Annotated in this window: 14 protein-coding genes; 4 read left to right on the top strand and 10 right to left on the bottom strand. The window is 63.0% G+C overall.

Annotated elements, in window-relative coordinates; all coding sequences use genetic code 11:
* The first annotated feature begins 82 nt into the window (after nucleotides 1-82).
* Both LZK81_RS09990 and LZK81_RS09985 read left to right on the top strand, forming a co-directional pair.
* Nucleotides 83-523, top strand: coding sequence for a YbjP/YqhG family protein (locus LZK81_RS09990; protein ID WP_233956092.1), 441 nt, complete (start codon nucleotides 83-85; stop codon nucleotides 521-523).
* A gap of 1,062 nt (nucleotides 524-1,585) precedes the next feature.
* Nucleotides 1,586-2,077 (top strand): hypothetical protein, encoded by a 492-nt coding sequence (locus LZK81_RS09985; protein ID WP_233956091.1) that lies wholly within the window; start codon nucleotides 1,586-1,588, stop codon nucleotides 2,075-2,077.
* 235 nt (nucleotides 2,078-2,312) lie between these two features.
* Here the strand turns inward: LZK81_RS09985 and LZK81_RS09980 are convergent, their stop codons facing one another.
* The 5 genes from LZK81_RS09980 to cysG form a co-directional block, all read right to left on the bottom strand.
* Nucleotides 2,313-3,134, bottom strand: coding sequence for a ferredoxin--NADP reductase (locus LZK81_RS09980; RefSeq protein ID WP_233956089.1), 822 nt, complete (start codon nucleotides 3,132-3,134; stop codon nucleotides 2,313-2,315).
* 147 nt (nucleotides 3,135-3,281) lie between these two features.
* The gene (locus LZK81_RS09975) at nucleotides 3,282-3,800 is read right to left on the bottom strand and encodes a DUF934 domain-containing protein (RefSeq protein ID WP_233956088.1); all 519 of its coding nucleotides are present in this window, start codon (nucleotides 3,798-3,800) and stop codon (nucleotides 3,282-3,284) included.
* On the bottom strand, nucleotides 3,800-5,473 hold the full coding sequence (locus LZK81_RS09970; protein ID WP_233956086.1) for a nitrite/sulfite reductase: 1,674 nt from the start codon (nucleotides 5,471-5,473) through the stop codon (nucleotides 3,800-3,802). Before LZK81_RS09970 ends, LZK81_RS09975 begins: the two co-directional genes overlap by 1 nt.
* 7 nt (nucleotides 5,474-5,480) lie before the next feature.
* Nucleotides 5,481-5,795: a DUF2849 domain-containing protein gene (locus tag LZK81_RS09965; RefSeq protein ID WP_046608890.1), complete on the bottom strand. Its 315-nt coding sequence runs from the start codon at nucleotides 5,793-5,795 to the stop codon at nucleotides 5,481-5,483.
* Nucleotides 5,792-7,258, bottom strand: coding sequence for a siroheme synthase CysG (gene cysG / locus LZK81_RS09960; protein ID WP_233956085.1), 1,467 nt, complete (start codon nucleotides 7,256-7,258; stop codon nucleotides 5,792-5,794). The genes LZK81_RS09965 and cysG overlap by 4 nt, the downstream gene beginning before the upstream one ends.
* Before the next feature lie 235 nt (nucleotides 7,259-7,493).
* On the opposite strand from cysG, the gene LZK81_RS09955 reads away from it, so the two are divergent.
* On the top strand, nucleotides 7,494-8,072 hold the full coding sequence (locus LZK81_RS09955) for a deaminase (RefSeq protein ID WP_233956083.1): 579 nt from the start codon (nucleotides 7,494-7,496) through the stop codon (nucleotides 8,070-8,072).
* Nucleotides 8,073-8,097: 25 nt separating this feature from the next.
* Entirely contained in the window at nucleotides 8,098-8,931 is an 834-nt protein-coding gene (mazG, locus tag LZK81_RS09950) for a nucleoside triphosphate pyrophosphohydrolase (RefSeq protein WP_233956082.1), read from the top strand.
* 92 nt (nucleotides 8,932-9,023) lie between these two features.
* Here mazG and LZK81_RS09945 read toward each other — a convergent pair whose 3' ends face one another.
* The 5 genes from LZK81_RS09945 to trkA all read right to left on the bottom strand — a co-directional run bounded on the left by LZK81_RS09945 (nucleotide 9,024) and on the right by trkA (nucleotide 14,214).
* Complete coding sequence (locus LZK81_RS09945) at nucleotides 9,024-10,043, bottom strand: acyltransferase family protein (protein ID WP_233956080.1); 1,020 nt, start codon at nucleotides 10,041-10,043, stop codon at nucleotides 9,024-9,026.
* Between the two features lie 133 nt (nucleotides 10,044-10,176).
* Nucleotides 10,177-11,550 carry a GTPase HflX gene (gene hflX, locus LZK81_RS09940; RefSeq protein ID WP_233956079.1) on the bottom strand — a complete coding sequence of 458 codons (1,374 nt, stop codon included), beginning with the start codon at nucleotides 11,548-11,550 and terminating at the stop codon, nucleotides 10,177-10,179.
* A 43-nt stretch (nucleotides 11,551-11,593) separates the two neighbouring features.
* Nucleotides 11,594-11,836, bottom strand: coding sequence for an RNA chaperone Hfq (gene hfq / locus LZK81_RS09935; RefSeq protein WP_007757453.1), 243 nt, complete (start codon nucleotides 11,834-11,836; stop codon nucleotides 11,594-11,596).
* A 106-nt stretch (nucleotides 11,837-11,942) separates the two neighbouring features.
* Entirely contained in the window at nucleotides 11,943-12,806 is an 864-nt protein-coding gene (locus LZK81_RS09930; RefSeq protein WP_046608895.1) for a D-amino-acid transaminase, read from the bottom strand.
* Between the two features lie 31 nt (nucleotides 12,807-12,837).
* Nucleotides 12,838-14,214, bottom strand: a complete 1,377-nt coding sequence (gene trkA / locus LZK81_RS09925; RefSeq protein WP_233956078.1) for a Trk system potassium transporter TrkA — start codon at nucleotides 14,212-14,214, stop codon at nucleotides 12,838-12,840.
* Nucleotide 14,215: the final 1 nt, after the last annotated feature.

Below are 14,215 nucleotides of genomic sequence, written 5' to 3'. Positions count from 1 at the left end.
CCACAACTACCTCCACCCCACTATCCTTCCACCCCTCCCTCGCCTAAACATCTCCCCACATCCAACCGGGAACGACTCATCCATGCGCATGCCGGCCATCGTCTTCGGACTGCTGTTTTCCCTGCTGGCTGTGGCCGGCGCCGAGGCGCGGGTCTACAAGTCGCCGCAGGCGCTGATCAAATCCCTTTATGCCGACACGATCGACCCGGCCGAGGACGATGCGCCCTCGCCCTATTCCGCCTATTTTTCCGATGCGCTCAACGAGAGCCTGACGGCGAATGGCGAGGCGGTGGATTTCGACCCGATCCTTGCCGGACAGGATGGCGTCGCCAGCAATATCCAGCTTTCCCCGCCGATCGTCTTCGACAACACGGCGGAGCTGGAAGTGTCCTTCCGCAACGGCAAGCGCTCGGCGACGCTCTTCTACACGCTGGTGCGCGAAAACGGCGGCTGGAAGGTGGACGACATCGCCGACCAGTCCGGCGACGAGCCCTGGAGCCTTCGCGACCTTTTGGGGCAGTAGGGGGCGTTTTTTTAGGCGGTGGAGGCACCACCTTCCCTCATTCCTGTCCTTGTGACAGGAATCCAGCAGCGCCGCGTCCGCGGCGCGAAGGACTCTCCCGTACACGACGTCTGACAAAGGGTCCTCTCGCCGTGCAGACGCACGGCGGCTGGATCCTCGGGTCGAGCCCGAGGATGACGGAGGAGAGGGTGGCGGATAACGGAGGAGAGGCGTGCGATTGCCAAGGTCGCCCCTCGAGATCCAAGGTCGCAACCTCGACATCCAAGGTCGTCATCCTCGGGATCTAAGGTCGTCATCCTCGGGCTCTAAGGTCGTCATCCTCGGGCTCTGAGGTCGTCATCCTCGGGCTCGACCCGAGGATCCACCCTCCAGGCGCCGACCCATCCGGGCATGATCGACACCTCCCCCTCAGCCCCATCAAGCACTTAGCCTCCCCCGCATCCCCGCCCTTCCAGCCCGTGCCTACAATCCCCCCGTCCCGTCGCGGATACACCGGCAGGCGTGCCGGCGAGGCGGGACCGGCGCGGACGTCAAGGGCAAGACGCAAAACCTTGGCGTTCGGGTTCGCGGAAAATGGTCTCCCTCCGGCGACGTGGGACGGGTGAGAAGCTGTCGGACCGACTTCTCGTTTCGTTTTCCATCATGGAGCGCCGGGCGTGCCTGTGAGGCACACAGGGTGATCGGGGCCGCGCCGTGCGGCGTCCGAGGGTTTTTGAAAAACCCGGATTGTGCGGCGCAGGTGGAAGACGATGCCGGGCGGCAGTCATGGCCTGCGGCATCGTAGTCTGAGAGCGTGCATGACGCCCTCTCTCGGAGGGGCACGCAACCGTTCCCACAACCCCCGTCATCGCAGAGGGACCGAAGTCGCGGATAATAACCGCCGAACGGGGCGCTGAGAGGTGTCACTTATTACTTACCTTACGAGGCAGCTTTCAGCGCCCCGTCCGACACATGCTTCGCCCTCCTCGGGCGGACGAAGCGAAAACCGAGGATCACCAAGGGAGGAGCATGTCCGGTGGATACCGCCCTTCCCGTCTTATGCCGAGACCGGCCGAGGAGCCCATGGCCCAAAAGCGATTGCCCGAAGAACGATCATCCCGCGAGCAGCTCGCGCCGCTCGACGCCCGGATCAGCCGCAACGTCGCCGATAGTCTCGGCATGCCGCAGATGTGCCGGCGCCGCGCGTGCCGACGCACCGGCCATTGCGCGGCCGACGTCTCCGCCGCGGGCGAGCCCGCCTGTATCGGCATCCTGCAGGATTGTCACCGCGAATTGTTTGCCGTCCAGAGGGGGATGGCCGTCCTCTGCGCCGAGCGCTTCTCCGCGTGGCAAGGTCTGCCGGGGGCGGTCGATGATGAACAGGCTTTCGTGCTGCGGCAAGGCGCCTGCGCAGCCGTCTTCGCGCTTTACGACGAGCAAGCGGCCCGCCCCGCGCTTCGCGGATGGCTGCGCCGCATTCGCCTTCCCCCGCCCGCCCCGCCTCCCCGGAGCATCGCGGGAGCCTTCGAGAGGTTCGGTGAGTTCCTGCCGGAGGAGGAAGATGGCGCGCAGTAGATGGAGTGGATAACGGCGGGGGGTGGTACTCGGGGAGATGTTGCAGGGGTTGCGTATGCCGCACCGCCTGCCGGCCCTTCGCTTTGGCTCAGGGCGTTCGAGGCTCAAAACGCTCCACTGGAGCGTTTTGCCGGCCAAAGGCCGTCGCCTCCTGCCGGCCCTTCGCTTTGGCTCGTGGCGTTCGAGGCTCAAAACGCTCCACTGGAGCGTTTTGCCGGCCAAAGGCCGTCGCCTCTCACCCTACAAACGCCCTTTCGATGACGAACTCGCCGGGCTTGTTGTTGGAGCCTTCGACAAGGCCGGCCTTTTCGAGCAGGTCCTTGGTGTCCTTCAGCATCGCGGTCGAGCCGCAGATCATGCCGCGGTCGACAGCCGGGTCGAGCGCCGGCACGCCGAGATCGGTGAACAGCTTGCCCGACACGATCAGGTCGGTGATGCGGCCGCGATACTTAAAATCCTCGCGGGTCACGGTCGGGTAGTGCTTGAGCTTGGTCCCGACGATCTCGTGGAGGAATTCGTGGTTGTTGATCTCGTGCACCAGGTCGAAACCGTATTTCAGCTCGGCGACGTCGCGGCAGGTATGGGTGAGGATGACCTCGTCGAACTTCTCGTAGGTCTCGGGATCGCGGATCAGGCTGGCGAAGGGGGCGATGCCGGTGCCGGTCGAGAACATGTAGAGCCGCTTGGCCGGCGTCAGCGCGTCGAGCACTAGCGTGCCGGTCGGCTTCTTGCGCATCAGCACCGTGTCGCCCGGCTTGATCGCCTGCAGATGCGAGGTCAGCGGGCCGTCCGGCACCTTGATCGAGAAGAACTCCAGCTCCTCGTCCCAGGCCGGGCTGGCGATCGAATAGGCGCGGTAGACCGGCTTGTCGCCGACCATCAGCCCGATCATCGCGAACTCGCCCGAACGGAAGCGGAAACCGGCCGGACGGGTCATGCGGAAACGGAACAGGCGGTCGGTATAATGCTCGACGGCAAGCACCGTCTCGGCATAAACGCCGTCCGGGATCTTGGCCTGGGCCACTGCGAATTCTTCCGTCTTTGCTGGAGCGTTCATGCCTATCGGTCTCTTCGTCTCATCGTTCTTCGCAGAAGCGAAATATACCATATGGTCCCGCATTTGAAGGCATCCGCGTGCCTTTGTCGCAGAGCTTCAAGAAAATATGTGCGGGGAAATCACCTTTGCCCGATCACTGGCCGGGCCTCAGGCGATCACCGTGCGGCGGCGCCAGCTATAGCCCTCGCCCTTTTCGGCGTGGCGGGCCGTCGGCTGGTAGTGTTCGGCGATGCCCGGCAGCCGGCCCTCCTCGAGCCGCTTCAGCGCCGTGGCGTTCTTCACCGAAAAACTGTCGATGCCACAGCGCAGCATCAGCGGCACCTGGTCGATCAGCACGTCGCCGACCGCGCGCAGCTCGTTCCTGTAGCCGAGCCGGTCGCGCAGCAGCGAGGCATGCGAAAAGGCGCGGCCGTCGTTGAAAGCCGGGAAATCCACCGCGACGATCTCGATGCGGTAAAGATAGGGTTCGAGCTTGCGCACGTCGTCCGCCGGGCGGATCAGCACGCCGAGGCCAACATCGTTGCTCTCCTCGGCGCGGGCGATCATCTCGTCGAGCGGCAGCAGCACCTTCTGGTCCTCGGTCGCCTTCACCTCCTCGGTCTCGATCACCCAGGGGTCGTTCTCGACGAAACCGGTTTCTCTCCAGAGTCTTGGCTCCTGGGTCATCACGCCGCCTCCGCCTTGGCATCGCCATAGAGCGCTTCCTTGAACGGCTGCGGCCCGACGCGGCGATAGGCTTCGAGGAAGGTCTCCTCCTTCGCGAGGCGAAGGCCGAGATAGGTGTCGACGATGGTTTCCACCGCGTCGGTCACCTTGTTCGGCTCGAAGCCGCGGCCGATGATTTCGCCGATCGAGGTGTTCTCGTCGCCGGAACCGCCGAGCGTGATCTGGTAGAGCTCGGCGCCCTTCTTCTCGACGCCCAGCAGGCCGATATGGCCGACATGGTGATGGCCGCAGGCATTGATGCAGCCGGAGATCTTGATCTTCAGCTCGCCGATCTCGGCCTGGCGCTCCGGCGCACCGAAGCGGGTGGAGATTTCCTGCGACAGCGGGATCGAACGGGCGTTCGCCAGCGCGCAATAGTCCAGCCCGGGACAGGCAATGATGTCGGTGATCAGGCCGGCATTGGCGGTCGCGAGATTATGGGCCACCAGCGCGCGGTAGAGCGGCTCGAGATCGGCCAGCGCCACATGCGGCAGGATGACGTTCTGCTCGTGGCTGATGCGGATCTCGTCGAAGGCGAATTCTTCCGCCAGATCGGCGATGGCGTCCATCTGCACGTCGGAGGCGTCGCCCGGAATGCCGCCGATCGGCTTCAGGGAGATGGTCACCATGCCGTAGTCGGGGTGCTTGTGCGGCTTGACGTTCTGGTCGACCCAGCGGGCGAAATTCTCGTCGGTCTTCTTCCAGCCGGCGAGTTGCGGCCAGCCTTCGGCACGGTCGGCCAAGGCCGGCGGCGCGAAATAGGCGGCGATTGCCTGGATGTCTTTCTCCGGCAGCGTCAGCTCGGTGCCGCGCAGATGGGAGAATTCCTCCTCGACCTGGCGGGCCAGTTCCTCGGCGCCGGTCTCGTGCACGAGGATCTTGATGCGCGCCTTGTACTTGTTGTCACGGCGGCCGTGCAGATTGTACACGCGCATGATCGCGGTCGTGTAGGAGAGCAGGTCTTCCTCGGGCAGGAAATCCTTGATCTTCTTGGCGATCATCGGCGTACGCCCCTGCCCGCCGCCGACATAGACGGCAAAACCGATCTGGCCATCCTCGTTCTTCTTCAGGTGCAGGCCGATATCGTGCACCTGGATCGCGGCGCGGTCGCGCTCGGCGCCGGTGACGGCGATCTTGAATTTTCTGGGCAGGAACGAGAATTCCGGGTGGACCGAGGACCACTGGCGCAGGATCTCGGCGTAAGGCCGCGGATCGGCGACCTCATCGGCGGCAGCACCGGCGAAATGGTCGGCGGTGACGTTGCGGATGCAGTTGCCTGACGTCTGCAGCGCGTGCATCTCGACGGTCGCCAGATCGGCCAGGATATCCGGCGTGTCGGACAGTTTCGGCCAGTTGTACTGGATGTTCTGGCGGGTGGTGAAATGGCCGTAACCGCGGTCATACTTGCGGGCGATATGGGCGAGCATCCGCATCTGCTTGCCGTTCAGCGTCCCATACGGGATCGCGACGCGCAGCATGTAGGCGTGCAGCTGGAGGTAGACGCCGTTCATCAGGCGCAGCGGCTTGAAAGCATCCTCGGCCAGTTCGCCGGCGAGGCGGCGGCCGACCTGATCGCGGAACTGCTCCACGCGGCTCGAAACAAAAGCGTGGTCGAATTCGTCGTAACGGTACATGACTTCCTCAAACTGCGATGAAGGCCGGGTCGGCGGGGCGGTAGCCGGCAGCATATTCCATGGTCGGGCCCTGGGCACGAATACGTTCGCGAAGGCGCAGCGGCCAGAGCTTTCCGTCCTGCTCCTGCACGTCGATGACGGCGACGTCAACAACCCGGTTCTGCGCAAAATCGCGCTTGCCGATCGCTTCCAGCGAGGCCACGGCCTCGGGATGGCGGGCGACGATCGCGTCCTGCAGGTTTTCCACCCATTGGCCGTTAGCATCGAGCCAAACGGCAATGCCGTCTGCGAGGCGGTTGGCGGTCAGAACCTTGTCGGTCATCCTTGCATTCCTACTTCCTGGCCTACTTCCTGGCTCATCTCCTCGCGCTCCCTGGCTTTGAAAGCCGAAAGCGGTTCGGACTTCTTGAAATTCGCACCGGCGACGGCTTCGCCGATGATCACCATGACCGGGCCGGAAAGATCGTCGCGCGCTTCCAGGTCCGGCAGCTCGCGAAGAACGCCGTGGAAAAGCCGGCGGTCGGCGCGGCTGGCATTCTCGATCACGGCAACCGTGGTTTCCGGCGCAAGGCCGGCGCCCATCAGGCGTTCGGCGACGGAGGCTGCGACCGTGCGGCCCATATAGACGGCGATCGTGGCGCCGGAGATCGCAAGGCTCGCCCAGTCGGGCAGGACATCGCCGGTCAGGTCATGGCCGGTGGTGAAGATCAGCGACGACGCGACGCCGCGCAGCGTCAACGGCAGCTCGAAATCGGCGGCTGCGGCAAAGGCGGAGGTGATGCCCGGTACAATCTCGTAAGTGACCCCGGCGTCGCGGAGTGCCGCCATTTCCTCGCCGGCGCGGCCATAGACCAGCGGATCGCCGGACTTGAGGCGGACGACGCGCTTGCCTTCGCGGCCGAGCCTGACCAGCAGCCTGTTGATCTCGTCCTGGGATTTCGAATGGCAGTTCTTGCGCTTGCCGACCGACAGGCGCTCGGCATCGCGGCGGCCCATGTCGACGATCGCCTGTGGCACCAGCGCGTCATAGACGATCGCATCGGCTTCCATCAGCACGCGCTGGGCCCGCAGCGTCAAAAGATCCTCGGCGCCCGGACCGGCGCCGACCAGCCAGACATGGCCTGCGGCGCGACCGGTGGTCGACAGCAGCGCGTTGGCTGAGCGGCGGGCGGTGGCGATATCGTTGGCATCGACGGCGCTCGCGACATCGGCAGAGAAGAACCGGCGCCAGAAGATGCGGCGCGACACGCCGCGCGGCACCAGCCGTTCGGCAGCATCGCGATATTCGGCGGCGAGGCGCGCCAGAAGCCCAAGCGACGGCGACAGCATCTGGTCGATGCGGGCACGGATCATCTGGGCGAGAACCGGGCCGGCGCCTTCCGTGCCGATGGCAATCGCCACCGGCGCGCGATTGACGAGAGCCGGCGTGTAGAAATCGCAGAAGTCGGGCTGATCAACCGCATTGGCCGGGATCTTTTCGGCGCGGGCGGCGGTGACGATCGTACGATCCAGCGCGGCATCGCCGGTTGCGGCGAACACCAGCACCGCGCCCCTGATCTGATCCGGGGAGAAATCCGAATGAACGGTCTCAATACCCTGAGCGGCCAGCCAGTCGGCATAGTCCGCATCCGGTGCGGAGACGTAAGCAACGATCTCCGCATCGGTGTTGCGCAACAGCCGGGCCTTGGCATAGGCTTCGTCGCCATTGCCGAACACGACAACGCTCCGTCCGCTGACGCGGACGAAAGCCGGAAAGACCGACAGGCGTTGTTGGCTTGGAGACATGCGGTTATCCTGAATCATAGGACAGCAATATCCACAATAAGGCAGCGGAATTGAAGGAATGGATATGCGAAGTGGATTGCGAGCCGGTATTTCTGTTTTACGATCAACCGGTTCTTGAGCAAAAGCCACCGCAGACGATATTTCTCCAGTATTTCTGTAGACTAAAGTGTTTTTTGCCCCGATCGGCTTGTTGCGCGCCATAAACTGCCTAGACACCTTGCGATAAAGAGTTCCCATGACAATTGCCGCCCGCCTTCTCGGCGTCATCGAAAACGACATCCTGCCCTTGACTGAAAAGGGCGTCGCCACCGGCAACAAGGTTTTCGGCGCGGCGATCCTGAAAAAATCCGATCTGTCGCTGGTGATTGCCGAAACCAATAACGAGATCGAAAATCCGCTCTGGCATGGCGAGGTGCACACGCTGAAGCGTTTTTATGAAACCACGCGAGATCTTCCCACCAAGGATCTGATTTTCCTGTCGACTCACGAACCATGCACGATGTGCATGTCGGCGATCACCTGGGCCGGGTTCGACAATTTCTACTATTTTTTCAGCCACGAGGATTCCCGCGACGCCTTCGCCATCCCGCATGACCTGAAGATCCTCAAAGAGGTGTTCGGGCTGGAGCCCGGCGGTTACCGGCGCAACAACGCCTTCTGGCTTTCCTACGCCATTACCGACCTCGTCGAGAGCGAGGAGGAGCCGCTTCGCACCGAGCTCCAGGCGCAGACGACCCGTATCAAGGCGCGCTATGACGGGCTTTCCGGCGTCTACCAGTCCGGCAAGGACATGAACAGCATTCCGCTCGCCTGACATCCAGCATTAAAGGACCAAGAAGATGGAAGCATCGAAGGATATTTCGCGGCTGATCGAGATCATGGCCGCCTTGCGCACGCCGGTGACCGGCTGCCCCTGGGACCTCGAGCAGAATTTTGCGACCATCAAGCCCTATACGATCGAGGAAGCCTATGAGGTGGGCGATGCGATCGAGCGCAACGACATGGACGACCTATGCGAAGAACTGGGCGACCTGCTGCTGCAGGTAGTCTTCCACGCCCGCATGGCCGAGGAAACCGGCGAATTCTCTTTCGGCGATGTCGTCCAGGCGATCACCAAAAAGATGATCCGGCGGCATCCGCATGTCTTCGCTGTCTCGGATGCCGCGACGCCGGATGCGGTGAAGGTGCAGTGGGACGATATCAAGACGGAAGAGAAGCGCGAGCGGGCCGAACGGCGGGCACGGCGCGGCATTACGGAAGATTTCAAGGCCGGATACCTGGGAAGCGTCCATCGCGCCCAGCCGGCATTGACGGAGGCGCTGAAGCTGCAGCAGCGCGCTGCCAAAGTCGGCTTTGACTGGTCGGAGGCCGAGCCCATCCTCGACAAGATCGAGGAAGAGGTCGGCGAACTGCGCGAGGCGCTGCGCGACGGAAACCACAGCAAGATCTCGGACGAACTCGGCGACCTGATCTTCGCGCTGGTCAATATCGGCCGGCATGTGAAGGCCGACCCGGAAGAGGCGCTACGCGGCACCAATACAAAATTCAGGCGGCGATTCAATTACATCGAGACGTCGCTTGAAAAGTCGAGTCAGACGCTGGAAGACGCAACCCTGGAGCGCATGGAAGAACTCTGGCAGGCGGCGAAGGCGATCGAGCGGCAGATCGGCTGAGGGCATCTCCGATCATCCAAGCCGTCAGGACATCGCCGCCTCATGATCCGGCCACGGAGTGACGGTGGCTACGATCGAGGGCGAAGAGAACCCTACGCTGTTCGGCCACCAGTGGCAGGTTTCGCCAGACGGTTTTCGAAGAAACTGTTCAACGCCCTCCGTGAGGGCTTCTCCACGAGGTAGAAGCTCGCCAGCGCGGTCGCTAGGGCGGCCAGAAGCAATAAAGGGGTCGGCGCCACCCCTTCGCGGTAGAGCTTATAGAATGGCTGCTGCCACAGGTAGAGCGAGAAGGACCACAGGCCCGCATAGGTGAGCACCTTGGCGGACAGGATTTTGCGGAAAACCGGCGCCGCGCTGTCGATCGTGGTGATCGATAGTGCCAGCATGGTGGTCGACAGGCCGAAGGAGAGGACCTGGAAAGGGGCCGCTTTCGCCACGACGGCAATCAGCAGCGCCAACGGGGACACCCACCAGGGAGCCTGGCGCTTGCGAAGCAACAGCCACAGGCCGCCGGCAATGAATATCCCGGCCACGGAGACGTCGCTGCGCCAATGGGTATCCAAAACGCTGGCGCCGAGTTCGGTGCGAACGATGCCGTTCAGCATGGCAGCAGTGCCAAGCGCGATGATGAGAGCGCCGACCGGAAACAGTCTGCGGCGGGACAGGAACGCGACGCCCGCCAGAAGAATATAGGCATGTTCCTCGACGCACAGCGACCAGAGGTGATCAAGCAACGCCACCGGATGGGTATAGACCATGGCGTAGTTGAGCGTGAACGTCAGCGCCAGCGCTGCTGCGACGGGGCCGTGGGAAATCTCGGTGTCCTGGAAGGCAAGGGTCGTGATGACGACGAATGCGAAGAGCGCCGGATAGATTCGCGAGAACCGCCTGAAAAAGAAGGTCGGCAATTCTGCGCGCTTCACGAACAGGATTTCCGACATCAACCGGCCGGACAGTACAAAGAACAGGTCTACACCGAATGTACTGAGCCCCGGCTTGAAATCATCGAGCCAGAAATGACCGACGATCACGAAGATGACCGCAATACCTCGCCATCCGTCGAGATAGTCCAGGTGTGTTCCGGTCTCTTCGTGCGGCCGACTCTGTATCATTACGCACCCTTGTTGCCGGCCGGTGAATGATATTGCGGGAATCGTGGCCGTCCTCGTTGGCTGATGTTGCACCGCAAAAAACGGGCAACATCATGGCGCGGTCGCCCGATGCCAAGTCGCGTAACCGGGCTCGCTATCGCTCCCAGTCTTCCTTCGCCGCCTTCGAGCCATTGCCGAGCTTGCGCTCGAACTCGGCGGCCTCGGCTTCGGACATGCGGACGTCCAGGGTGACGGAACCGTCCTCATTGTCCTCGCGGCCATCGACGACGGCGTTGCTGTAGACCCATGAGACGATCGAAAGCTGATCCGCCGGGATGACGATCGAGGTTTCGGTGAGCACGCCGGAAAGCCGCCTGGAGATCTCGTCCATCAGCGCATCGACGCCCTCGCCCGTGATCGCCGAGACCGCCATGACGTTCTCGCGGCCGACGGCGCGTTCGGCGATCGCCTCATGGGCTTCCGGGTCGAGCCGGTCGATCTTGTTCCAGACCTCGATGATGCGGGCTGCCGCTTCCTTCTCGTCGATGCCGAGATCGGTGAGGATGCGCATCACGTCGCCGGCCTGGGCGGCATTGTCCGGGTCGGACATGTCGCGCACATGCAGGACCAGATCGGCTTCCAGCACCTCTTCCAGCGTGGCGCGGAAGGCGGCGACCAGATGGGTCGGCAGGTCGGAGATGAAGCCGACCGTATCGGAAAGAATGACCGTGCGGCCATGCGGCAGCTTCATGCGGCGCAGCGTCGGATCGAGCGTCGCAAACAGCATGTCCTCGGCAAGCACGCCGGCGCCGGTGATGCGGTTGAACAGCGTCGACTTGCCGGCGTTGGTATAACCGACCAGCGCCACGATCGGATGCGGCACCTTGCGGCGCTTGGCGCGGTGAAGCTGGCGGGTGCGCACGACCTGTTCGAGCTCGCGCTCCAGCTTGACGATGCGTTCCTGAAGCAGCCGGCGGTCGGCCTCGATCTGGGTTTCGCCGGGGCCGCCCATGAAGCCGGCGCCACCGCGCTGGCGTTCAAGGTGGGTCCAGCTGCGGACCAGACGGCCCTTCTGGTAATTCAGATGCGCCAGATCGACCTGCAGCGTGCCCTCCTTGGTGGAGGCCCGGCGGCCGAAGATTTCGAGGATCAGGCCGGTCCGGTCGATGACCTTGGCCTGCCATTCCTTTTCGAGATTGCGCTGCTGCACCGGGGTCAGCGGATGATCGACGATCACGAGGCCGGCGTCGTGCTCGTCGAGCAGCGCCTTGATTTCCTCGATCTTGCCGCTGCCCATCAGCGTTCCCGGGCGCGGCTGGCTGATCGGTACGATCAGCCCCCGCACGATCTCCAGGTCGATCGCCCGTGCCAAGCCGATCGCCTCTTCGAGGCGGGCTTCGTTGGAGCGCTGCGGCGCAGGTGCCTGACTGGAGTCGCCCTGCCCTGCCTTCGAGCGTGCCTGCTTGAGGACCGGCACGATGACGAGTGCGCGCATATCGTCCCGGCGCTTTTCAGCCTCCGGGACCATGGATTCGTTGGAAGTATCGCGATTTGAAATCTGTTCTGTCCTGTTAGGCCGCATTCTCTTCGGTTTCGAACATCTGCATGGGCTGGCCCGGCATGATGGTCGAGATCGCGTGCTTATACACGAGCTGAGAGTGGCCGTCACGGCGAAGCAGGACGCAGAAGTTGTCGAAAGAGGTCACGACACCTGTCAGCTTGACCCCGTTGATCAGGAAAATCGTCAGGGAAATCTTCTGCTTGCGAACGGTATTGAGAAATAAATCCTGCAGGTTCTGAGAACGTTCCGCCATAGCGCCGCTTCTTTCTTTTTTGCCGGCCCGGAGCCGGATCATGATCAAGCTTGATAAAAGACGACCGGAAAGCGCCCCGTGCTTTCCCTTCCCCGATGTTTGACTATCAAATCGCCGTCTTTTCCGCAACGTCGAAAAAGGTGTCGCGAATACTTGACGATACGGTGCCCGGATGGCCGTTGGCCACCGGCTTGTTGTCGATTTCGACGATCGGGACGCAGATCCCGGTGGCGGAGGTGAAAAATACCTCGCGCGCCGCCAGCATCTCTTCCGTCTTGAACTCGCGCTCGACCACCTTGAGCCCGAGCTTTTTCGCGACATCGATGAGGGTCGTGCGGGTGATTCCCTTGAGAATGCCGTGCTCGGCCGGCCGGGTGACCAGCTCGCCATCCCGCGTCACGATCCAGACGTTCGAAGAGGCACCTTCCATGACGATGCCGGAACGGTCGATGAAGATGGCGTCCTGAGCACCGGCCTCCTTCGCCTGCTGCTTGGCAAGCACGTTGGGCAACAGGCCGACGGTCTTGATGTCGACGCGGTCCCAGCGGTTCTCGGGCAGGGTTATAACCTTGATGCCACTGGCATATTTCCTGGCGGCGGCCGAGGGGTCGGTGCTCTTGGCGGTGATCGTGATGGTCGGCGGCGTGCCCTCGGCCGGGAAGTAGTGGTCGCGGCGGGCGGCACCGCGGGTCACCTGCAGGTAGAAGATGCCGTTCTTCACCCGGTTGCGGCGGAGAACTTCGCGGATGACGAAGGTGAGCGCCGCGCGGCCCATCGGCGCCGCCATCCTCAGTTCGCTCAGCGACCGGTCGAGGCGGTTGAGGTGGCGGGTCAGATCGACGATCATGCCGTGGCGCACTTCGCAGACCTCGTAGACGCCGTCCGCGAACTGGAAGCCGCGATCCTCCACATGCACCGCAGCGTCGGAATGGCGAACATATTGTCCGTTCACATAGGCAATTCTCGACATCGATATCCCCTGGTCTTTTCGGAAATGCTGGTCAGAAATACTGGATGGAAACGCGGAAAAGCTGCTCCACATGGCGCACGGCTTCGGCGGTGGCAAAGAGCACGACACGGTCGCGCGCCTTGATCCTGGTATCGCCGTTCGGGCGAATGACGGCCTCACCGCGGTAGATCGCGCCGACACGGATGCCGTCCGGAAGGTCGAGTTCGCGGAACGGCCGGCCGACCAGCGGCGAGGTTTCCAGCGCCTCGGCCTCGATAATCTCGGCAGCGCCGTTCTGCACCGCATAGACGGAACGGATGCGGCCCTTGCGGACATGCTGCAGCACGCGCGAGATCGTCACCGCACGCGGGTTGATCTGCGCATCGATGCCGAGCGCGTCGGTGACCTGATGAAACGAGGTGGAGTTGATCAGCACGAGGTTCGACTTGCAGCCGAGCGATTTCGCCATGACCGCGGCGAGGATGTTGATCTGGTCGCTGTTGGTGAGTGTTATCATCAGGTCGGTATCCTGGATATCGGCCTGGGTGAGGATGTGCTGGTCGAGCGCCGAACCGTGCAGCACGATCGTATTGCGCAGCTGCTCGGAGACGACCAGCGCCCGCTCGCGGTCGCTCTCGATGATCTTCAGCCGCGTCCTCGGCTGGTGTTCCTCGATGGTTCGGGCGACGTAATATCCGATATTGCCGCCGCCGGCGATGATGATGCGGCGGGCCTCCTGCTCCTCGTGGCCGAACAGGCCGAGCGTGCGGCGGATGTGTTCGCGCTGGCAGATGACGTAGGCGACGTCCCCGACTTCAAGCTGATCGGCGGAGCGGGCGACGGTCAGGACGCCATTGCGGACGATGCCGACCACGGTCGCCATCAGGTCCGGGAAGAGATCGGAAAGCTGATGCAGGGGCGTCGCGACGACCGGGCAGTCCTCCATGCACTCGATCGCCACCATGGCGATATGATCGTCGGCGAACTTTACGACATCGGTGGCGCCGGGAAAGGAAATGCGCCGGAGCACCATCTTGCCGACCTCGATCTCCGGCGAGATCGTCACGTCGATCGACATGTTCTGGCGGCTGAAGAGATCGGCATATTCCGGCTTCAGATAGTTCTGGGCGCGGATGCGGGCGATCTTGGTGGGCACCGAAAACAGCGCCTGCGCGACCTCGCAGGCGACGATGTTGACCTCGTCGTAGAGCGTCACCGCGATGATCATGTCGGCGTCTTCGGCACCCGCCTTTTCCAGCATGTCCGGATGAGCGCCGTGGCCGACATAACCCTTGACGTCGAGCGTCTCGGTGATCGCGGCGATCAGGGCCGCCGAGGTATCGATGACGGAGACATCATTGTCCTCCTGGGCGAGCCGTTCGGCGATGCCGTAGCCCACCTGCCCCGCGCCGCAAATGATCACCTTCATA

The organism is Neorhizobium galegae (genome assembly GCF_021391675.1).
Taxonomy (GTDB): Bacteria; Pseudomonadota; Alphaproteobacteria; order Rhizobiales; family Rhizobiaceae; genus Neorhizobium; species Neorhizobium galegae_B.
The sequence above is the reverse complement of the archived record's forward strand: the minus strand, read 5'-3'. Positions and strand labels throughout refer to the sequence as shown.